The 20,812-nt window shown below is 52.7% G+C and carries 16 protein-coding genes; 10 read left to right on the top strand and 6 right to left on the bottom strand.

All coding sequences use genetic code 11. The annotated features are described in order from the left end of the window. The first annotated feature begins 14 nt into the window (after nt 1–14). Both JOE25_RS00535 and trpS read left to right on the top strand, forming a co-directional pair. Nucleotides 15–542 carry a cysteine hydrolase family protein gene (locus JOE25_RS00535; RefSeq protein WP_209632274.1) on the top strand — a complete coding sequence of 176 codons (528 nt, stop codon included), beginning with the start codon at nt 15–17 and terminating at the stop codon, nt 540–542. A gap of 220 nt (nt 543–762) precedes the next feature. Then, a complete protein-coding gene (gene trpS / locus JOE25_RS00540; RefSeq protein ID WP_209632275.1) occupies nt 763–1,770 on the top strand; it encodes a tryptophan--tRNA ligase in 1,008 nt (335 codons plus the stop codon). Between the two features lie 35 nt (nt 1,771–1,805). Here trpS and JOE25_RS00545 read toward each other — a convergent pair whose 3' ends face one another. Both JOE25_RS00545 and JOE25_RS00550 read right to left on the bottom strand, forming a co-directional pair. Then, entirely contained in the window at nt 1,806–3,146 is a 1,341-nt protein-coding gene (locus JOE25_RS00545) for an MFS transporter (protein ID WP_245209722.1), read from the bottom strand. A gap of 243 nt (nt 3,147–3,389) precedes the next feature. Then, nucleotides 3,390–4,295, bottom strand: a complete 906-nt coding sequence (locus JOE25_RS00550) for a GntR family transcriptional regulator (RefSeq protein ID WP_209632277.1) — start codon at nt 4,293–4,295, stop codon at nt 3,390–3,392. Nucleotides 4,296–4,434: 139 nt separating this feature from the next. Between JOE25_RS00550 and JOE25_RS00555 the strand changes: the two genes are divergently transcribed. From JOE25_RS00555 to JOE25_RS00580, 6 genes are all read left to right on the top strand, one after another. Continuing rightward, nucleotides 4,435–5,457: a zinc-binding alcohol dehydrogenase family protein gene (locus JOE25_RS00555; RefSeq protein WP_209632278.1), complete on the top strand. Its 1,023-nt coding sequence runs from the start codon at nt 4,435–4,437 to the stop codon at nt 5,455–5,457. 122 nt (nt 5,458–5,579) lie between these two features. Further along, complete coding sequence (phnC, locus tag JOE25_RS00560; RefSeq protein ID WP_209632279.1) at nt 5,580–6,413, top strand: phosphonate ABC transporter ATP-binding protein; 834 nt, start codon at nt 5,580–5,582, stop codon at nt 6,411–6,413. Nucleotides 6,414–6,460: 47 nt separating this feature from the next. Further along, nucleotides 6,461–7,393, top strand: a complete 933-nt coding sequence (gene phnD / locus JOE25_RS00565; protein WP_209632280.1) for a phosphonate ABC transporter substrate-binding protein — start codon at nt 6,461–6,463, stop codon at nt 7,391–7,393. A gap of 184 nt (nt 7,394–7,577) precedes the next feature. Further along, nucleotides 7,578–8,441, top strand: coding sequence for a phosphonate ABC transporter, permease protein PhnE (gene phnE / locus JOE25_RS00570; RefSeq protein WP_209634123.1), 864 nt, complete (start codon nt 7,578–7,580; stop codon nt 8,439–8,441). Further along, nucleotides 8,438–9,337 (top strand): phosphonate ABC transporter, permease protein PhnE, encoded by a 900-nt coding sequence (phnE, locus tag JOE25_RS00575; RefSeq protein ID WP_209632281.1) that lies wholly within the window; start codon nt 8,438–8,440, stop codon nt 9,335–9,337. The genes phnE (JOE25_RS00570) and phnE (JOE25_RS00575) overlap by 4 nt, the downstream gene beginning before the upstream one ends. Nucleotides 9,338–9,572: 235 nt before the next feature. Then, on the top strand, nt 9,573–10,037 hold the full coding sequence (locus tag JOE25_RS00580; RefSeq protein ID WP_209632282.1) for a DUF1456 family protein: 465 nt from the start codon (nt 9,573–9,575) through the stop codon (nt 10,035–10,037). A 122-nt stretch (nt 10,038–10,159) separates the two neighbouring features. Here the strand turns inward: JOE25_RS00580 and JOE25_RS00585 are convergent, their stop codons facing one another. The 4 genes from JOE25_RS00585 to ssuD all read right to left on the bottom strand — a co-directional run bounded on the left by JOE25_RS00585 (nt 10,160) and on the right by ssuD (nt 15,820). Beyond that, on the bottom strand, nt 10,160–11,806 hold the full coding sequence (locus tag JOE25_RS00585) for a methyl-accepting chemotaxis protein (RefSeq protein WP_209632283.1): 1,647 nt from the start codon (nt 11,804–11,806) through the stop codon (nt 10,160–10,162). A 352-nt stretch (nt 11,807–12,158) separates the two neighbouring features. Continuing rightward, nucleotides 12,159–13,559 (bottom strand): FAD/NAD(P)-binding protein, encoded by a 1,401-nt coding sequence (locus JOE25_RS00590; protein ID WP_209632284.1) that lies wholly within the window; start codon nt 13,557–13,559, stop codon nt 12,159–12,161. Further along, nucleotides 13,552–14,643: a dimethylsulfone monooxygenase SfnG gene (sfnG, locus tag JOE25_RS00595; RefSeq protein ID WP_209632285.1), complete on the bottom strand. Its 1,092-nt coding sequence runs from the start codon at nt 14,641–14,643 to the stop codon at nt 13,552–13,554. Before sfnG ends, JOE25_RS00590 begins: the two co-directional genes overlap by 8 nt. A 16-nt stretch (nt 14,644–14,659) precedes the next feature. Next, nucleotides 14,660–15,820 (bottom strand): FMNH2-dependent alkanesulfonate monooxygenase, encoded by a 1,161-nt coding sequence (ssuD, locus tag JOE25_RS00600; protein WP_209632286.1) that lies wholly within the window; start codon nt 15,818–15,820, stop codon nt 14,660–14,662. 273 nt (nt 15,821–16,093) lie between these two features. Between ssuD and JOE25_RS00605 the strand changes: the two genes are divergently transcribed. Both JOE25_RS00605 and JOE25_RS00610 read left to right on the top strand, forming a co-directional pair. Then, nucleotides 16,094–17,980, top strand: a complete 1,887-nt coding sequence (locus JOE25_RS00605; RefSeq protein WP_209632287.1) for a sigma-54-dependent Fis family transcriptional regulator — start codon at nt 16,094–16,096, stop codon at nt 17,978–17,980. A gap of 239 nt (nt 17,981–18,219) precedes the next feature. Further along, nucleotides 18,220–20,787 (top strand): putative mucin/carbohydrate-binding domain-containing protein, encoded by a 2,568-nt coding sequence (locus JOE25_RS00610; RefSeq protein ID WP_209632288.1) that lies wholly within the window; start codon nt 18,220–18,222, stop codon nt 20,785–20,787. Nucleotides 20,788–20,812 lie beyond the last annotated feature (25 nt).

Here is a 20,812-nt window from a genome sequence, read left to right on the forward strand (position 1 = left end):
TCACTGGGGTTATCATGAAGTCAGCGCTGTTGATTATTGATGTGCAGAAAGGGCTGTTTACGCCGCCGCCGGCAGATGCCGAGGCCACGATCGATCGTATTAACACCTTAAGCGCCAGTGCCCGCCAGGCTGGCGTCCCGGTTATTTTCATTCAGCATCAGACCGCAGGCGATGAATTGGCTCATGGCAGTGAAGCCTGGCAGGTTGACCCACGCTTGCAGGTGAACGACGCCGACCATCGGGTGGCAAAAACCACGCCGGACTCATTCCTGCGCACCGGGCTTGGTCCACTGTTGGTTGCCAATGGCGTGTCGCATCTGGTTATCTGCGGTTATTCCACCGAGTTTTGCGTAGATACCACCACCCGCCGCGCGGCAGGATTGGGGTATCCCGTTACCCTGGCGGCCGATGCGCATACCAGCCATGACAAAGCGCATGCCACCGGCCAGCAGATTCGCGATCATCACAATGCCACCCTGTCTGGCATCAAAAGTTTCGGCGTACTGATCGATGCGCTGCCGACGGCAGAAATTCGTTTCTGACTGCTTTTAAGCTCCCTGGCATGCTTCGGTTATTGACAACATTTATACCGGGGCGTACCGTAAAAACATGAATATACCGATGCACTCTATTTGCAGCCAGTCCTGGTGGCGCCTCTTCTAAAGGCGGCACGGGTATTCACACCTCTTTTAAATGCCGCCGGTTCTGGCGGCATTTTTATTGCGTTGATCCGGTGGTGTCTTTACTTTCAGGAGCAATGCAATGAGCTACACCATTCTGACCGGCGACCGCCCAACCGGATCTCTACATTTAGGCCACTACGTCGGATCGCTGCGCCAACGCGTTGAGCTGCAACATCAGCATCAGCAAACGGTATTGGTAGCCGATTTACAGGGGCTGACCGATAACGGCAGCGATCCGCAAAAAATCAGCACCAACGTGCTTAATCTGGTGGCTGATTACCTGGCTGTCGGTATCGACCCGCACAAAACCACGATTTGCCTGCAATCTGCACTGCCGGCGCTGGCCGAATTAACGATGTATTACCTCAATCTGGTCAGCGTGGCGCGGCTGGAACGCAACCCGACAGTAAAAAGTGAAATTATCGAAAAAGACTTTTCCCGTAGCCTGCCCGCGGGCTTTCTGGTTTATCCGGTCAGTCAGGCGGCAGATATCACGGCTTTTGGCGCCACCCATGTTCCCGTCGGCGAAGATCAACTGCCCATGCTGGAGCAGACCAACGAAATTGTGCGGCGTTTCAATCGTATTGTCGGCCGAGCGGTATTGACGGAATGCCAGCCTTTGCTGAGTAATGTGAGCCGCCTGCCGGGCTTGGACGGGCAGGGCAAGATGTCAAAATCGCGTGGCAATACCATCACCCTGGGTGCCGATGCCGACCAGGTGCATAAGGCGGTAATGAGCATGTTTACCGATCCAGGCCACCTGAACGTCAAGGATCCTGGCCGGGTTGAAGGCAATATGGTGTTCACCTACCTGGATGCTTTCTGTGAAGATACGGCGTTGGTGGCAGAGCTGAAAGCGCATTACCGCCGTGGTGGGTTGGGGGACATGAAAATCAAACGCCTGTTGGAAGATTGTCTGCAAAGCCTGCTGGAGCCGATCCGCACCCGACGCGCAGAATACATGGCTGACAAGGGGGAGTTGCTGCGCATTCTGCAACAGGGCACCCAACGTGCCGACCAGGCCAGCCGACAAACGCTGGGACAGGTGAAGGCCGCGTTGGGGCTGGATTTCTTTACGCTGAATTGAACATTCCCCCCTCGACAATAAGAGGGGGGGGGGGGTCAGGCTGCCTCCTCAACAATCGGGTGTTTAACCACGAAGATATAAGACAGTGCACCGATGACGGTGAAGCAGGAACACAGCGTGAGCGCCAGACTGAAAGAGTGAGTGGTATCCAGGATCCAGCCGGTGACGACCGGCGCGAACGAGGCAAAGATAAAGCTGGCGAAGTTTTGAATGCTACCCACTGAGGCGGTCATACGTGAAGTGACCGCGACGTGGATCAGGCCCCAGCAGGAGGTACCGGCAAAGTGGATGCAGAACAGCGCCATGCCGATTAATAACACCGCACTGTAGGTCGTGGTGGCTTGAGCAACGACGGCGGTAAAGGAAGCGGAAAGCAGCATGCCTGCGACGATGCATATTTTACGGCTTTTAAGCGGAACCATGCCGCGGCGCACCAGAAAATCGGTGACGAAACCATTCGACAACATACCGGCGGCACCAAACAGAAAAGGGATGGCACTCATCAGCCCGGTGCTTTTTAGATCCAGATGATAGGTGGTTTGCAGATAGCCCGGCAGCCAGGCCAGGTATAGCCAAGCGGTATAGTTGATGCCGCTAAAGCCAATCATCATGCCCCACATGGTGCGGTTCCTGAATAGCGCCCGCCATTCGCGGAAGTTCATCGGCTCAGGCCGTGTTCTGACGCTGCCGGCGTTCAGATAGGCCTGTTCTTGAGCGCTCAGACTGACGTCCTGTCGGTTGCGGTACAACATGTACCAGCCTATCGACAGTGCGATCCCCAGCACGCCGATAGTGATAAACATGCCGCGCCAGCCGAAGGCCAACATCATGGCTGTCAGGATCGGCGGGCTCACAGCCAGCCCAATGGTTGAGGCGGCATTGAAAATCCCCATGGGCATACCGCGATCTTTGATGTTGAACCAGTCATTGATCACTTTCACCCCACAGGGGTTCATCGGCGCTTCACCTATCCCCAACCCGATACGCACCCAGATAAACTGCGTGAAGTTATGGATCATGCCGGACAGCGTTTGGAACACCGACCAGACAAACATGCCAATGCCCAGCATGATACGCGGGCCTTTTCGGTCCAGTAAGAGGCCGCAGGGCAACTGGGCGATACCGTAGGCCAAGGAAAATGCCGATAGCAGTAAACCAATTTCGGTCCCGCTCAGGCCCATTTCTTCCCGGATGGTGGAGTTCGCCACTGAGAGAGAACTGCGGTCAAGAAAGTTTATTATTGCGGCCATAAATAACAGGATCATGGCCGTGGTTTGAATTTTTTTTATTTTTGCTGAGCGAACCAGCATTCCTTCAGGTGGCATCGGAATTATGTGGTCGGAATAGGTTTCGGGCTGTTCCTTTCCGGTAGTCATCGTATTACTTCTTTCCATTCAGTCCTCCAGAATTACGCATTAATAATATTTATTATTCCGGGTGTTCCCCTGGACAGTATTTTAATGAAGGCATTAGCAGGTGGTCGGCAGTAAGCCTAGAGGGCGAAATATTTTGGTGGGCTGTTTTGTCACGGTTCCGTGCTGCAGTTACTACTTTGCTGTTCTTTATCGGTTCTAAATGGCGTAGTGATGCTTTTTATTAATAAAAAACATCACGGTTTGTCATGGGAACGTTTGATTGATTGAACGGATCATCGACTGCTTGGCCGTATCCAGATGGCGATGCAGGCCGTTGATCGCCTCTTGATCATTGCGGCAGATAAGTGCACTGAGAATGGTCATATGTTCTTCAATTGCCACGATATTGCGTTGTTTAAGATCGGTTTCATCCCATTGATAATGGAAGTGGAAAATCACCGAAATGATCTCCAAAGATTGATTGAAGAACGGATTATTAGCGGCTGAGAGAATCAAGCCGTGAAAATCGCGATCCAATTGGGAGAACAGGCGGTAGTTGTCGCTGATGTTTTCCCGCAGCTGGCGGTGGCGGCTCAGTAGCTCTTTCGCCTGCAACCAGCGAGCATCCTGTGCCGGAAGGTTGATAAAGTGGGACAGAGCGTGCGTTTCCAGCATCTGCCGTAGTTCAAAAAGTTGCTCGGCATAGCGCTGGTCAAACTTCTTCATGCTCCATTGCCCGCGCTTGACGCTGTCGATCAGATTATACCGACTAAAATGCAGCAAAAATTCCCGCACCACCACAGGACTCACGTTGACTGCACGCGATAGCTGGAGTTCGGTGAAGGTATCTCCGGCACGGAGTTGTTTCTGATTGATCATCTGATAAAACGCTTTTTCGAACCTTTGGCCTTGTTCGTCCAGGGCGGCTCTTTGGCAGTCGAAACCGTCCTCTGCTGCAGGTTGGCGCAAAATGACGTAGTCATCGCCCACCTTTTCCAGTACGCCGCGCTGGAAAAAATGCGTTAGCGTATGGCGCACTGTGGTGCGGCTGATGTTGTACATTTCGGCCAGGGCTGCCTGAGAAGGAAGCGGAGAGCGCAGGTGACCATTATTGATACCGTCGATCATCTGGTTAACGACATTGTGGCGCAGGTTTTGGGTTCTGCTCATGGTGAGTCTCGGATGTTTTTTATTTATTTAAAACCAATTTAAAGCGGTTTATTTTGTACTGCCTCACAGATTTTCTTTCCGGCTTAATATCGCAGGGTCATTTTGTTTAATAACGTTCCCAACGATCTAAGGGGACGCCATGAAAACAATGAAGGTATTAGTGTGTGAACAGCCCAAAAAATTAATTTATCAACAACGCCAGACACCCGTACCTGCGGATACGGAGGCGGTGATAAAAATGATTACCGTCGGTATTTGTGGAACGGATATTCATGCCTGGTCTGGTCATCAGCCTTTCTTTAGCTATCCGCGGGTTTTGGGCCACGAAATATGCGGTGAAATTATTAGCTTGGGGAATAAAACCACAGGTTGGCGACTGGGGCAGCGTGTCGCGGTAATACCGTATCTTTCGTGTCATCATTGCGGTGCTTGCCTGAGCGGCAAAACCAACTGCTGTGAGAATATTTCGGTGATTGGGGTGCATCAGGATGGTGGTTTCAGCGAATACCTCAGCGTGCCGGTAAATAATCTGCTGGCGGTGGATGACGTAGCGCCAGAGGCGGCAGCGCTTATCGAGCCGTTTGCTATCAGTGCGCACGCGGTGCGTCGTGCCACTGTGGCGCCGGGTGATCATCTGCTGGTGGTGGGGGCCGGGCCTATCGGGTTGGGGGTGGCGGCGATTGCCAAAGCCGACGGTGCACGGGTGGTGGTCGCCGATACCCGCGATGAACGGCGCCAGCATGTCGAACAAGCATTGCAACTGCCCACATTGAACCCGCTGGATGAGCGGTTTGAAACGGCATTGCGCGCGCAGTTCGGCGGTATGCTGGCGGCTAAAGTGATTGATGCGACCGGGAGCCAACAGGCAATGAATAATGCCGTTAACCTTATTCGCCACGGTGGCAGCATCATCTTTGTCGGATTGTTCAAAGGGGACCTGCAGTTCCCAGATCCTGAGTTCCATAAAAAGGAAGCCACCCTGATGGGCAGCCGCAATGCGACCGAAGAGGATTTCGTCAAAGTCGGCCGCCTGATGGCGGCAGGGAAGATCACCGCTGAAATGATGTTGTCCCATCACTTTGATTTTGACGGCCTGGCACAGGCTTACGAAGCGCAGGTGATCAACAACCCTCAGCTCATTAAGGGGGTCATTCACTTTTAATCGTCCAATCGGGAAATGGCGTTATGCGTCATTTCCTAGCCATAAAACCATCATCCCGTTGTCACAAAGTTATTCGTTAATAGGTGCCCATAATGATTAGCCACTGAAACCAGAGAAATCATATGGCTCAGGCACTGTTAAAACTTGCACCGACTGACTTTCCAGGGCAACAACCGATCCCCTCTCGCAAGGTGTTATCGGTAAAAGGCTTAGGTAAAGCGTATAAATCTCAGCAACAGGTGCTGGACGATATCAACTTCGACCTGCACGCGGGTGAGTTTGTAGCGGTGATCGGGCGTTCCGGCGCCGGTAAATCCACGTTGCTTCATACCCTGAACGGGACGATCCCTTCGAGCTGTGGTGAGATGCTGCACTTTGAAGACGACGGCATCGCGCAGGATATCGCTCAGCTTTCCGCCCGTCAGATGCGTCAGTGGCGCGCCCGTTGCGGCATGATCTTCCAGGACTTCTGCCTGGTACCGCGGTTGGATGTAATGACCAACGTGTTGTTGGGCCGTCTGAGCCACACCTCTACCCTGAAATCCTTCTTTAAAGTGTTTGATGACGCCGACCGTGCACGCGCTATCGAACTGTTGCAATGGCTCAATATGCTGCCGCATGCATTACAGCGTGCCGAGAACCTGTCAGGTGGCCAGATGCAGCGCGTGGCTATCTGTCGTGCGCTGATGCAAAACCCCAAAATTCTGCTGGCCGATGAGCCGGTGGCGTCACTCGATCCGAAAAACACCCGTCGCATTATGGATGCGCTGCAAAAAGTCAGTGAAAACGACATTGCGGTCATGGTGAACCTGCATTCGGTCGAGCTGGTGAAAGAATATTGCACCCGGGTGATCGGCATTGCCCAGGGCAAGATCGTGTTTGACGGGCACCCTTCGCAATTGAACGAACGGATACTGCACCAGTTGTATGGCGAGGACGCCAATCAGATCCATTGAGTATTTATTCACTTTTACCTTTACCTTTACACACACAAGGCATCGTAATGAAAAAAGTATTGAGTCTGACCACCCTGATGGCCGGCGCGATGATGGTCTTTAATGCGACGGCAGCGGACGCCCCTAAAGTACTGAACCTGGGGATTCTCGGCGGGCAAAACGCCACTCAGCAGATCGGTGATAACCAATGCGTGAAGCAGTTCCTGGATAAGGAACTGAACGTGGATACCAAGCTGCGCAACTCTTCTGACTATTCCGGTGTGATTCAGGGCCTGCTGGGCGGCAAGATTGACCTGGTGCTGAGCATGTCACCGTCGTCATTTGCGTCGGTGTATATCAAAGATCCGAAAGCGGTGGACATTGTCGGCATCGCGGTTGATGACGTTGATCAGTCACGCGGTTACCACTCGGTTGTGATCGTTAAAGCGGGCAGCCCGTATAAAAAACTGGAAGACCTGAAAGGTAAGGCGGTGGGGTTCGCCGATCCGGATTCCACGTCCGGCTTCCTGATCCCAAACCAGGAATTCAAGAAACTGTTCGGCGGCACGGTCGACAACAAATACAACAACACGTTCTCTAGCGTCACCTTCTCTGGCGGCCATGAGCAAGACGTTCTCGGTGTGTTGAATGGTCAGTTCGAAGGCGCAGTGACCTGGGCGTCGATGATCGGCGACTACAACACCGGTTACACCAGCGGTGCATTCACTCGCATGATCCGTATGGATCATCCAGACCTGATGAAACAGATCCGGATTATCTGGCAGTCGCCGTTGATCCCCAATGGCCCGATCCTGGTCAGCAACGCGCTGCCGGCTGAATTCAAAGCCAAAGTTGTCACTGCGATCAAGAAGCTGGATAAAGACGACCACCAGTGCTTTATCAAAGCGATGGGCGGCAAACAACACATCGGCGACACCACGCTGGCGGAATACCAGAACATCATCGATATGAAGCGTGAGCTGACTAAAGGCGACCGTTAATACTGCCGGGGTTCGGCCTGTCTGAACCCCGTTGAATAACTCACGTCGGAAGCCAATACCCAATAGATTTCACATCGCAGGTAGGCGGCAACTGAGTGAGGCCTCAGGAGCTTGGCCTCACCAAGTGACTGGGGTGAGTGAAGGCAGTCAACACCCCTGCGATTTGAAAGATGAAGGGTATATTTTGAATAAAGATTTTGCGCACTATTACCAGCAAGTCCGCAGTAAACAAAAACGCGAGACGTTGATCTGGTCGCTCGGTCTGGTGGTGCTCTATCTGGGTGCCGGCAATATCGCCGAGTTCAATTTGCACACCGTCTGGGTGTCTATCCCTCATTTCTTTGATTACCTGGCAGAAACTATTCCAACATTGCATTGGTCGTCGCTGTTTGCCGATAGCCATACCGAAGGGTCATTTGCCTACTGGGGCTATCGACTGAACATCCAATTGCCGCTGATTTGGGAAACGTTGCAACTGGCACTGGCGGCGACCATCCTTTCCGTACTGGTGGCCGGCGTATTGGCATTTCTGGCGGCCAATAACACCCATAGCCCAGCAACGTTGCGCATGGCGATCCGTACGCTGGTGGCATTTTTGCGCACCATGCCAGAATTAGCCTGGGCGGTTATGTTTGTCATGGCCTTCGGCATCGGTGCCATTCCGGGCTTTTTGGCTTTGGCGCTGCATACTATCGGTAGCCTGACCAAACTGTTTTATGAGTCGATTGAAACGGCATCCAACAAACCCGTACGCGGTCTGGCAGCCTGCGGCGCGACGCCGCTGCAACGCATGCGTTTCGGCATGTGGCCACAGGTGAAGCCGGTATTCCTGTCTTACAGTTTTATGCGGCTGGAGGTTAACTTCCGTCAGTCGACCATTCTTGGACTCGTGGGGGCGGGCGGCATCGGTCAGGAACTGATGACCAATATCAAACTCGATCGCTATGACCAGGTCAGTATGACGCTGTTGCTGATTATCGTGGTGGTTTCGTTGCTGGATTACGCCTCCGGTGAGCTACGCAAACGGGTCGTGGAGGGGAAAAAATGATGTCAGCACCAAGCATCTCGGCTGAAAAGCTGCAGACACTCAAACAAGAACACCCAGAGATTTTCTCACAGCAACGCCGTTACCTGCGTACTGTTGGTATCATCGCTGCGGCTATCGTTTTGTATTATCTATTTTTCTTCCAGTTTTTTGGGATCTCCTGGCCGCAGTTTATTAACGGTTGCCAACAGCTCGGCCGCTACTTTATGCGTATGTTCGTTTGGCATGATTTTGTTAATTGGCCGTTTATGTACTATTTCCAGCAAATCTTCATCACTATCGGCATTGTGTTCGCCGGGACGATTACCGCGTCATTGATAGCCTTGCCGCTGTCGTTCTTTGCTGCGCGTAACGTGATGTCGACGCCATTGCTGCGGCCGCTCTCCGTGGTGGTACGTCGTCTGCTGGATATTCTGCGCGGTATCGACATGGCAATTTGGGGGCTGATTTTTGTACGCGCCGTCGGCATGGGGCCGTTGGCCGGGGTGCTCGCGATCGTGATGCAGGACGTTGGGTTACTCGGCAAGCTGTATGCTGAAGGCCATGAAGCTGTGGAGAAATCCCCAAGCCGGGGCCTGACGGCAGTCGGTGCCAACGGTCTGCAGAAACACCGTTACGGTATCTTTACCCAGTCGTTTCCCACTTTCCTGGCGCTCAGCCTGTATCAGATTGAATCCAATACCCGCTCCGCAGCGGTACTGGGGTTCGTTGGGGCAGGGGGTATTGGTCTGGTGTATGCGGAGAACATGCGCTTGTGGAACTGGGATGTCGTGATGTTCATCACCTTGATCCTGGTGGTCGTGGTGATGATTATGGATAAAGTGTCCTCGATTCTGCGTAATAAATACATCATTGGCGAAGATATTCCGCTGTATCAGCAAAAAAGCCAAATCGATTGAGAAACCCCGCTCTGATCCCTATACTGCCGCACATATTCAACTGTGCGGCGCTACCCGTCATACTTGAAGCTGCCTCTTTGTGGCTGCATTTGTGCGCCCCAGTCACATAGTTATCTATGCTCCTGGGGACTTACAAACTTGCCGCCGCGATGCAACTCCAATTATTTTGGGTATAGGTGTATTTTCATTTCACACTGCGCGCAGTTCTTCCGGTTTACAAGCTAAAGGCAATTCTATGATCAACAATGACGTGCTGCGCAGCGTGCGCTACATGCTGAGTATTAACGACGCGAAAATGGTTGAGATTATCAAATTGGATAATTTCGACGTTGCTGTCTCGGCGATGGGTGCTTACGTCATCAAGGAAGGTGAGCCCGGTTTTGAAAACTGCCCGGACGACGTCATGGCGCATTTCCTGAACGGTCTGGTGTACTTCAAGCGCGGTAAAGATGACAAATTCCCTGCGCCGGAGGTTGAACTGCCGATTACCAACAATTTGGTGTTGAAAAAGCTGCGCGTGGCGTTTGAGTTGAAAGATACCGACATGCATGAGATCTTTACCGCCGTTGATTTCCGCATCTCCAAGCCGGAACTGAGCGCGCTGTTCCGTAAAGAAGGCACCAAAAACTTCCGCCCGTGCGGCGATCAGATGCTGCGTTACTTCCTTAAAGGCTTAGCGCAACGCCTTCGCAGCGTATAATCCTGCCCTGGCTTGCCGATCCCCAGGCAAGGCAGGGGCGCTGCCTATCGCGCCCGCATTCCAACGCCAACAATCTGTTGGCGTTGTGGTTTTAAACAGACACTTAAATGCGCTTTAGTGCCTTAAAAGCTGCTCCAATTTTCATCATTATCCTCAGCAATCGCTTTTACCTTAGGTGCGACAATCGCCTGTGGCTGAATGCGAGTCACTGAAGGGGTAGGCGTAGAGAGTTTGAAAAGAGACACGGTTTGGTTTAATTGATTGGCTTGATCTTCCAGTGCGCTGGCAGCGGATGCCGATTGTTCAACCAGCGCGGCGTTCTGTTGAGTCACCTTATCCATTTCGTTAACTGCCTGCGCAATTTGCGCGATTCCACGGCTCTGCTCCTCAGACGCATTTGAGATTTCCTGCATGGTTTCTGTCACTTGACCAATGGCAGTAACAATTTCCGTCATGGCGCCACTGACGTTCTCCACCAGATCGTTGCCTTGATCGACGCGTAGCACGGAGGTGTCAATCAGTGTTTTAATCTCTTTGGCAGCCTGGGCACTGCGTTGTGCAAGGTTACGAACTTCGCCGGCAACAACGGCAAAACCGCGGCCTTGTTCACCCGCACGAGCCGCTTCGACTGCCGCATTGAGTGCCAAAATATTGGTTTGGAAGGCGATGCCGTCGATGACGCTGGTGATATCGCCAATTTTGCGTGAGCTGTCGGCAATATCGCTCATGGTGACCACCATTTTACGGGTGATCTCGCCGCCATTGACCGCACTTTGCGAAGCGCGTTTCACTAGCGAGGTGGCAGCGCCGGCACTCTCTGCGTTGTTCTTCACCGTAGCAGAGAGTTGTTCCATGCTGGCTGCCGTTTCTTCCAGTGAACTTGCCTGTTCTTCAGTACGGCTTGAAAGATCGTTGTTACCGGCGGCAATTTCTTGCACACCGGTATAAATGTTTTGCGTTCCTGCACGGACGGCACTGACCGTATTTGCCAGCTCGTTACGCATATTGACAAGACCCTGCATCAGAGTGCCAATTTCGTTATTTCCACTGGCATTGATTTTAATTGCCAAATTACCCCGTGCAATTTCGGCCTGGTAATCGATAATCTGATTAATTTTGTTCAGTACATATTTTCTGATCCAGACCAATACAGCCCCGGTCAGCAGAATAAAAATTAAAATAAACGTAAGCGATAAAGGCACCATTTGGCGGTAGCTGGCCTGTGCCGCCGCAGCTGCCGGCGTAATAATATCGTTGGCCACGTAGGCAGACGTATCGTCAAGTGCGGACATAAAGTGCGTCGCCGAGCTATTGTGCATAACGGACTGGAAACGGGTGAGATCACCGGCTTCCAGACTGATAATTAATTGAAGCAGATCGTCGCGCGCTTTGTCATACAGTGTCTTTACGTTTTTGGTCCGCTCGCGATCGCTCTGGTCAGAAAGGGGGAGCTGATAAAACTGCTCCATCAGTTTATCAACGTCTGTAAGACGTTGACGCAGTTGGCCAAGGGATTTTTTTGCATTGCTGTTTTGCGGTTGCATACTGAGCATCAGTGCGTCTTTAAGCACCTCTTCGCGGATCTCGGTAACGGATGCGTAGACATTATCCATTGCCATAATTTGATTAAAGCCAGAAGATATTTGCGTAAGGCGATTATTTGTACCTGAAGCATCCAGAATGCTCCACACGCCGGAAAATATCTGAATAATACAGAATAGGGTTAAAATTCCCATTAATCCGTGGGAGATTTTTAATCGTTCAAACATAGCACAACCTGAAAATTTCAATTTAATGTCAGTGCAGAAAATAGCGTTCTTTTGCCGCGGAAAGTGCTGTTTGTTTTCGGCAGGCTGAGATAAAACTTTAACGATTAATCATATTCTGATTCTGGCAATGTTTTTAACTTTCCGTTTTTAATTGAAACATAAATATAACACCTCTTGGCGTGAGACCTATTATCCAAAAAAATATGTGCAAGTGGCAGTGATATCACGTAGAAAACGGCACTGAAATGCGGCGAAAGCGCGTGTCCCTTGATCCTTCACCGTTATTAATCCTGTTTCTATTTCTGTACGGGTCATTCGGGGAAAGCGTCAGACATTTTCCCCTTATAACAGGCTAGTCAGGGGCGGTGGGGGGCGCTGTAGACACCCCCAGCAACTGCTGCGCCAGCGCTTGTGCATGTTGTGCCACTTGGGGTAACCCCATCAGCTCACCGAAACGGCCACGGGCGGCGGGGCCGACGACGTAAAGACGATCGTTGCTCTGATGCTGGCGGTTAATCGGCCGGGAGCAGGCATCGACCCAAATGCCTAATGCCAGCGGATCGGGCTGGATGACCCCTTCAGTGGTGAGCTGCTTTAGCAAAGCATCACTTTGCAACAGCGCGCCGTGCGCCGGGCCGGTTGTGACAATCAGCTTATCCACCACGCGCGTTTGTGTTGTTGCATGGCCACGCGCTTTTAGGGTCAGGGCAAGGGCAGCGTTATCCACGGAGACGTGTTTTAGGTTGGCGGCCAGCACCTCGAGTTGCCCTTTTTGCTGCATGTCTGTCAGCACATCGCTGACCTGTGGCGCGATGCGATAACGATGCACGTCCCACCATGGGCGCAGATGGCGCAGAAAACGCCGTTGCTCTTGCAGTGACCACTGCTGCCAAATCTGCTGACCGTTAAGGCGAATGTCATCCAGCACCAATTGCCAGGGCTGATGGTCTGCATTGGCCAGCATGACTTCCTGCCGGACTCGTCGCAACCACCCACGGGCCGTCGCTGCTTGCGGACGCCGGTAATCAAGTTGGCGAGCGGCATAGTCACCGCTCAGGTTTGGACGGGGGAGCTGACCGCGGCGTGCGAAAGCCAGAATCGGTCCACGATGCCCCTGCCGATGCAGCGAGGCAACCACATCGGACATGGTCAAACCGGTGCCGATGATCGCGACCCGGTCATTGTCTTTCACCTCCGCCAGGGCTTCCGTCAACCACGGATTGGCGATCAATCCTGGATGATCTTTCAGCGCCTGTTGAAGCTGTTTCGGTACGGCAGGTGGTGGGTGGCTGATGGCCAGCACCACGTCATCCGCAGGATAGGTATTCCCGGAAGCCGTCAGCACGACACCATGACGCAATGCCACCGCGTACTCCTGGACGTGGACGATCTCTACCGCAGAGCGGGTTAGCGCACTGGCCAGCTTTTCGGCGATGTAACGGCCAAACTGCCCCCGCTGCGGATAGACGCTGCCGTCCGGTCTGAGCGCCTTTACATCCTGCGTGAAGGCCTCAGAAGCACGGAACCAGCGATCGAAATCGCCTTCTTCCTCGGCGGAAAGCTGCATGCGCGCGGCGGGGACGTTGATGCGGTGTGCCGGATCGCGGGTGCCGTAAGCAACCCCCTGTGCCAACTGGGCGCGAGGCTCAATAATCACCACCTTTAGCCCGGCCGTCCCCTGGCGCACCAGATGGATCGCCAGCGCGGTACCGCTAAAACCGCCACCGATGATAACGATGTGTCGATCAGCCATGACTGGGCACCGGATGCTGTTGGCGCTCCAACTCACGCACCAGCGGGATCACTTCACGGCCAAAGAACGCCACCTCTTCCTGGAAGTGCAAAAACCCCAGTAGCATCAGATCTACACCCGACTGTTTCAGTTCGATGATCCGTTCTGCTATTTGCTGTGGTGTGCCAATCAGGTTGGTTTTGAATCCATCGTTATACTGCACCAGATCCTCCAGCGTTGATTTAGCCCAGTTACCTTCTCCCTCTGGCGAGGCGCTACCGGCATTTTTAACCTCGGATTGAAAGCCTTTCACCGCTTCGGGATTGGCATGATCCAGGATGTCGCGCAGTACGCTGTGTGCTTCCTGCTCAGTTTGGCGGGCAATAACAAACCCATTCACGCCGATCCTCACCTTGTGGTGGTTTTCTGCGGCCTTGAGCTGAATATCCTCGACCTGCAGGCGGATAGCCTCTGGCGTATTGCCATTGGTAAAATACCAGTCAGAGACCCGTGCCGCCATATCGCGCGCGGCTCTTGAGCTACCACCCTGGAAAATTTCCGGTTGTGGGTCAAGCGGTTTCGGTTTCAATGAATAGTCGCGAAAGCGGTAAAAGTCGCCGGCAAAGGTGAAGCTCTCTTCCTGCCAGATGCCCTGCAGGCAACGGATAAACTCCTCAGAACGCAGATAGCGTTCTTCATGATCCAGCCAGGGTTCACCAATGGCTTTGAATTCGCCGCGGAACCATCCACTCACAACATTAATCGCAATACGCGCGTTGGACAGGTGGCTGATGGTCGCGATCTGCTTGGCCGCCAGCGTCGGATTCCACGGCCCTGGCAGCAGCGCGGCAATCACCTTGAGCTTCTCGGTCGCGGCCAGCAAATCTTGGGAAAACGTCACCGACTCATGTTGGTTATCGGCGCCATAACCGGCGGTAAAACGGATCTGCGTCAGGGCATAGTCAAACCCGGCGTGCTCGGCAATTTGTGCAAGCTTACGGTTATAGGCGGCATCCCAGTGGGTGCGCTGAGGGATCTGGCTGATCACCAGCCCGCCTGACACGTTAGGTACCCAGTAGGCGAACTTAATTGGCTCATTACTCATAGTTTGCTCCTCAGTTTCACTGTTTCACCGGACGACGATCGCCACCGATGGTCTCGCCAAATGGCCCGGTGTTGACCCTGCGCTGACGTTTCGCGCTGTTGCCTGCCAGGGGTAATAGCGGCATCACCAGTTCGGCAAATCGATGCGCTTCTTCCAGATGCGGGTAGCCCGAGAAAATAAAATGGGTGATGCCCAATGCCTGATATTCACGGATGCGCTCTGCAACCTGTTGTGGATTACCGACCAGTGCTGTACCAGCGCCGCCCCTTACCAGTCCTACACCAGCCCACAAATTGGGCGCGATACGTAAACTCTCTTTCGAACCGCCGTGCAGAGCACTCATTCTGGCCTGCCCGGTAGAATCCATGCGTGAGAAGATTTTCTGTGCGGCTGCGATGGTGTCATCATCCAAATGGGCAATCAGTTTGTCGGCCGCTGCCCAAGCTTCCTCTTCGGTTTCCCGTACAATGACGTGCAGACGAATGCCATACTCCAGCGTACGGCCCCGCGCTTGTGCCCGTTGACGGACCACGGCAATTTTCTCTGCCACTTGCTCAACCGGCTCTCCCCAGGTCAGATAGGTATCAATCTGGTTCGCCGCGACTTCCAGTGCGTCTTCAGAAGAACCGCCAAAAAACAGCGGCGGCCCGTTTTCTTGCACCGGTGGGAACAATACCTCAGCACCTTCTACCCGCAGATGCTCACCCTGGAAATCGACTTTTTCTCCCTTTAGCAGGCGGGAGTAAACCGACAAAAACTCACGGGTAACCTGATAACGTTCGGTGTGGCTCAGGAAGATGCCATCGCCTTTGTTCTCCACGGGATCGCCGCCGGTGACCACATTGATCAACAGACGGCCTTCTGAAAGGCGATCCAGCGTGGCGGCCATGCGTGCGGCCAGGCTCGGGGGTTGCAACCCAGGGCGCACGGCGACCAGATAGCGTAGGCGTTTGGTTAGAGGGGCGAGTGCGGCAGCGACCAGCCAGGCATCCTCGCAGCTTTTGCCGGTGGGGATCAGCACGCCGTAATAGCCCAGACTGTCGGCGGCCAGCGCAACCTGCTGTAAATAAGGTAAATCTACTGCTCTTCCGCCTTCTGTTGTTCCCAGATAGCGGCCGTCACCGTGGGTGGGTAAAAACCAGAATACGTTGATGTTGTTCGCCAGCTCTTCGCGCATTATCCATTTCCTATATAACGATATCTTAATTTATTTCATAGAATATTTAATCTTGGTTATAAATGGATAAGCAGGAAGCATGCCAAAAACAGATTCCTATTTTTGTTTTATTTATCAGATTGTTAATTTTTTTATTGGGCCGGAATTATGCTGCAAATGCAGCAGTGGCTGGCCCTTTGCTGCTGCATTTGCAGCAAAGCGGGTATTTCACCCCTCGTTATCCCTGGCGTCTGAGGGTATGGTTTCCATTCAACTTCCTTAAAGGTCACCAGCATGCAAGCCTCCGGCCCGCGGTTAATCGATCCTGCTTCTATCGCCTTCCAAAATGTTTTGGATCGATTGGCTCCGACAGATGCCACAGTGCTTATCGTTGGCGAAACCGGTACGGGCAAAGAGGGGGGGGCGCGTTATCTTCATCATCACAGCTCAAGACGTGATGGCCCCTTTCTGGCGGTGAACTGTGGGGCTCTGACCGAGAGCCTTGCCGAGTCGGAACTGTTTGGCCATGAGAAAGGGGCTTTTACAGGGGCCGTTGACCGCCATCAAGGGTGGTTTGAGGCGGCGGAAGGCGGCACGCTGCTGCTGGATGAAATCGGTGAATTGAGTCTGCCGTTGCAGGTAAAACTGCTGCGTGTTTTGCAAGAACGGGAGGTGACCCGTGTCGGCTCTCGCCGGCCGGTAAAGGTCAATGTCCGGGTCGTGGCCGCCACGCATGTGGATCTGACAAACGCCATCCGCGAACGCCGCTTTCGTGAAGATCTCTATTATCGGCTGAATGTGGCTGCGGTTGCTCTGCCGCCATTACGCCAGCGGCGCGGGGATATTCCACTGTTGGCTGAGCATTTCCTGACGCTATACGCACGGCGGCTGGGGCGGCTTCAATTGCGGCTCAGTGAAGAGGCACTGACAGCCTTAATGAACTATTCATGGCCAGGGAATATCCGCGAGCTGGAAAACACTCTGCACAATGCGGTCCTGCTAAGCAAAGAGCCACTGATTACGCCACAGCAGCTAAGGCTGAGTGCTGAAAACGTCGGTTCACAGATTTATGGTGATGATTCACTGGATGTGTTTCTTCGCCAGAAGCTTGAGGGCAATGACAGCTCTCTCTATCAGAAGGTGCTGGATTCGCTGGTGCGCAATGCTTTTGAACTGAGCCAGGGCAATCAGTTGCAAGCGGCGACGCTGTTGGGGATAAGTCGTAATACGTTGCGTACCCATTTAGGGCATCTTGGTCTGATTAAGGCCAGGCGTAGTGCAAAAGGCGGGCGACCAAGCCCCAGCCCGCGTGCCGGTAGCAATGAACGCGAGCTGCGCATTGGCTATCAGAAATTTGGAAACCTGGGGATCCTCAAAGCACGCCAGTCGTTGGAGGCCCAGTTTGCTGACAGTGGAGTGAGTGTGTTGTGGAGTGAGTTTCCTGCCGGCCCTCAGTTGCTGCATGCCCTGGCTAACCGCGACATCGACTTTGGCACCACCGGTGAGGTTCCGCCGTTATTTGCGCAGGCCGGCAACAACCCGTTGTTATATGTTGCCTGGGAACCCGCAGCGCCACAAAGCGTGGCATTGCTGGTGGCTCACGATAGCCCGATCCAGACTCTGGCCGATCTGCGCGGGAAGCGGATTGCGGTCAACAAAGGCTCCAACGTCCATTATCTTTTGCTGCAACTGCTTGATGAGGCAGGGTTGACGCTGGAAGACGTGCGGGTGGTCTACGCACCGCCTAAATACCCGCTAACCCCCAGCGATCATCATGCTGTGGATGCCTGGATGATGTGGGATCCCTTGTTGAGTGATGCCGAGCATGGTGGCCAGCTTAGGGTTATCGCCAATGGCGTTGGGCGGGTGAGCAACTATCAGTTTTATCTCGCGCACCGTGACTTTGTCAGGCACTCTGCCGATCTACTGCATGGGCTGATGGCCGCGTTGGAACACACGGGCCACTATATTGACGCCCACCGTGATGAGGCGGCGGCACTGTTATCGGTTGAATTGGGGTTGGCGACGTCTTCGCTCACCCATGCTTTGGCCCGTCGTAGCCATCAAACCCGTCGGATGGATTTGAATATTATTCGCCAGCAGCAGGCCATCGCCGACCGTTTTTATGCTCTGGGGTTGCTGCCACGGGCAATTAACGTTCGTGAGGCCGTCTGGCAATGATGTGGTCATGCTTATCAGAAGAAAAGACGCAAAATGACGTTCAGTTTTACACTGTCTCTCTCTGGTTTTATTGAGGCTAATGTTATTCATTTATAATGAAGCGCAGGGATATATTATCAACAATACGTCTGTTTTTGTTGTGTGGTGGCTCAGCCACGCCTCGCCGTTCGTTCTTACGATGATTTCCGGTTAATTTCTCATGGTCAGTTATATGAAAAACCATTGTGAGGAATTAAAAAATGCCAACTATCACGCAATCAAAATCACTTTATACGTTGCCAAGACCGGAATGGCTAGATGCAGCGGGAATGAGTAAAGGGATTGGTCACGATCGTCAACATCTGGGGATTATTCTCCCTGCGGGGCAGGTGTTGCGCGTACGCCAGACTAATACTGCATTTACCGCGAAGCTAAAGCTGCGTTTGTTAAATGATGATAATAAAACGGAGGCCGAATTCAACGTGGGTAGCGAGTGGGTTGAGGCACGTGTCAATGCCGTCTCGGTGCCTTTTATTGATACGCCTTATGTCGCGGGCGCGCCTGCCGTGGAGTTTGACTCCCCAGAGACGGCCAAAGCCTTACCGGTCTACCGCAAAGGTGAAAATGAAGCGGCATTTTTTGCGCGTTGGGATGCGCAGGATGCCGAATTTTCGCTCGTTGATTCCGAATATGCCACGCTCTTGGTCCCTAAAGTCAGTAAAAATGATTTGAAGTCGTTGGGAGAAGCAAAAAATATTGATGGCCTGATCGCCTATTACGAACGTATCTTCACATTTTATAATGCGCTGGCAGGCATTTCTTTTGAGGCTGAGGAAGATTCGAGTCGTAATATAAAAAACAGATATTTTATCAAGGCTGATAAAAATGGAGCAGGTGCGGCGTATTATGGGGGCAGTTGGACGGCAGAAAGTACCCCGTCAGTCAGCAGCTTCTGGTTGACGGCGAAAGATAATAACTGGGGGAGCCTGCATGAAATTGCCCACGGCTACCAGGGGCACTTTATGGGCGATAAGTCTTTTTCCACCGGTGAAGTGTGGAACAATATTTATGCCGCCTGTTTTCAAAGTGTGATGTTGGGTGACCGTAAATACCAAGAAGGCTGGCTGTATAATTACGGCAATATCCTTTCTGTTGAAAAACAAATTACCGACTATGTCATTCAGGCTAAACCGCTCAATCAGTGGGATCTGCGTTCTAAACTGTATTTTATCGTATTGATGGTTGAGAAGGCCGGGCGCAACGCGTTCACGCATTTTAATCAACAGTATCGCAAGGATTGCAATACGACGGGCTTTGTCCCTGGCGAACATGCTCTGCTGGATATGCTGTCGGAAAGTTTCGCCGTGGCTGGCGACAAGGTGGACGTTACGCCATTTATTCAATGGGTCGGCGGCTATGTGACCGAGACGCAGTACAATCGAAACACCTTTAGCCACGCGAAAGCGGTTTATCCGCTGTGCCAATTGGTCGGTGCACAAGATCTTGAGGCCGTGAAATTGCAGTTGAAGCTGAGTTCCACATTGCAGTTGGTTGACTCAAGCCAGTTGAAAGCCACCGGTCTGAAAGGTAATGCGACGCTGCATTTCAATATTGACGATTTTGCACAGATTTATGGCGAAGACCTGATCCTGATGGAAGGGGCGCGTTACGCTTATAAAACGCGGATCAACAGCCCAACAATGGTGTTGAGCGAGTTACCCATTGGCGTATATACCCTGCGTTTGCCCACCGGAAAAGACCATAAGTATCAGCCGACTCCCGGCTATCTGGTGCTGAAACAGGGGGACAATGCGGTGGAGATTAACTTTGTTAAAAAAGTCTCTTCGCCGATTGTTTCGCAGGACATCAACCTGTTGGGATTGGGGGATGCCGTTTTCGCCACCGTGGTCACCGATCACGGTAAGGGCAAGGTGGTGATTGACGTGACCAGCACCACGCCACATTCCTATTTCCCTGATATGACCTACGCCAAAGTTATCGTGCGTAATCAGCAAAATACGGTGGTTTTCAGCAAGGATATTCCTGGCACCAAAGCGACGTTGAGCCATGATGAATTGCCGTTCGCCGCAGGTGACAAAATTGAAATTTATCATGAGGAACCGGGGCGAGTGCGGGTAAGCCCGGCGTATCCAAACATTATTGATAGCAAAAACAAAACTAACGTTTTACTTATCACCAAAAGCGGGCTGAAAAATGACGCCTTGATGGGCGATCCAGAACAGGCGTTATTGGTGCGTCTTGAGAGCGCGGTGCAGCGTTTGCGCAGTTACCGTCAGGCCTATTATGCCCCGTTCTCTGTGTTTAAAGACGATATCTATCTGGCGATCAACACGTTTGGCAGCCCCCAACGTGAACAGCTATTGGAAACCTATAAAGACTGCATTTCTGCCAGCAATACCCGCCCGGACAGTGATGTGGGCAATCTCTTTACCCTGGCTTGCAAAGGCATTAGCGATTGGCAGTTCCTGACCGCCACGGTTGATCTGGTGAAAAAAACCGTAACGGTGAACATTGAAGGCGGCATTGCGCACCACTACTTCCCAGAGGTGTATGCCGCCATGCGTTATGACGACGCAGACGGTAATACCCTGTTTCACTATGAAGTGATTGGCAGTGAAGCACGGCAAGCCAGTTCGGTCGTACTGCCGATCTCAGGTTATGGCGGTGAGGTGATCCACTTGCATCATGAAGAACCGAACAACCGGTTAGTGATCACCAATGAGATGCAACAGGTGCGGTTGGGGGCTGCGGGCAAGCAACAGACCTATTGCATTACCCCGGTGGGGCTGGCGCGGATCGCGGATTAACCTGCCCATGAGGTTCAGACGCCGA

Source organism: Serratia sp. PL17 (assembly GCF_017832355.1).
GTDB lineage: Bacteria > Pseudomonadota > Gammaproteobacteria > Enterobacterales > Enterobacteriaceae > Serratia.

What these genes read in the sequence shown, in the direction of transcription:
- JOE25_RS00545 (WP_245209722.1), bottom strand. Translation starts at nt 3,146, where the DNA reads ATGACTACCGGAAAGGAACAGCCCGAAACCTATTCCGACCACATAATT.
- JOE25_RS00590 (WP_209632284.1), bottom strand. Translation starts at nt 13,559, where the DNA reads ATGGCTGATCGACACATCGTTATCATCGGTGGCGGTTTTAGCGGTACC.
- phnE (WP_209632281.1), top strand. Translation starts at nt 8,438, where the DNA reads ATGATGTCAGCACCAAGCATCTCGGCTGAAAAGCTGCAGACACTCAAA.
- JOE25_RS00610 (WP_209632288.1), top strand. Translation starts at nt 18,220, where the DNA reads ATGCCAACTATCACGCAATCAAAATCACTTTATACGTTGCCAAGACCG.
- sfnG (WP_209632285.1), bottom strand. Translation starts at nt 14,643, where the DNA reads ATGAGTAATGAGCCAATTAAGTTCGCCTACTGGGTACCTAACGTGTCA.
- JOE25_RS00605 (WP_209632287.1), top strand. Translation starts at nt 16,094, where the DNA reads ATGCAAGCCTCCGGCCCGCGGTTAATCGATCCTGCTTCTATCGCCTTC.
- phnD (WP_209632280.1), top strand. Translation starts at nt 6,461, where the DNA reads ATGAAAAAAGTATTGAGTCTGACCACCCTGATGGCCGGCGCGATGATG.
- JOE25_RS00585 (WP_209632283.1), bottom strand. Translation starts at nt 11,806, where the DNA reads ATGTTTGAACGATTAAAAATCTCCCACGGATTAATGGGAATTTTAACC.
- phnC (WP_209632279.1), top strand. Translation starts at nt 5,580, where the DNA reads ATGGCTCAGGCACTGTTAAAACTTGCACCGACTGACTTTCCAGGGCAA.
- JOE25_RS00550 (WP_209632277.1), bottom strand. Translation starts at nt 4,295, where the DNA reads ATGAGCAGAACCCAAAACCTGCGCCACAATGTCGTTAACCAGATGATC.
- JOE25_RS00555 (WP_209632278.1), top strand. Translation starts at nt 4,435, where the DNA reads ATGAAAACAATGAAGGTATTAGTGTGTGAACAGCCCAAAAAATTAATT.
- JOE25_RS00580 (WP_209632282.1), top strand. Translation starts at nt 9,573, where the DNA reads ATGATCAACAATGACGTGCTGCGCAGCGTGCGCTACATGCTGAGTATT.
- ssuD (WP_209632286.1), bottom strand. Translation starts at nt 15,820, where the DNA reads ATGCGCGAAGAGCTGGCGAACAACATCAACGTATTCTGGTTTTTACCC.
- trpS (WP_209632275.1), top strand. Translation starts at nt 763, where the DNA reads ATGAGCTACACCATTCTGACCGGCGACCGCCCAACCGGATCTCTACAT.
- JOE25_RS00535 (WP_209632274.1), top strand. Translation starts at nt 15, where the DNA reads ATGAAGTCAGCGCTGTTGATTATTGATGTGCAGAAAGGGCTGTTTACG.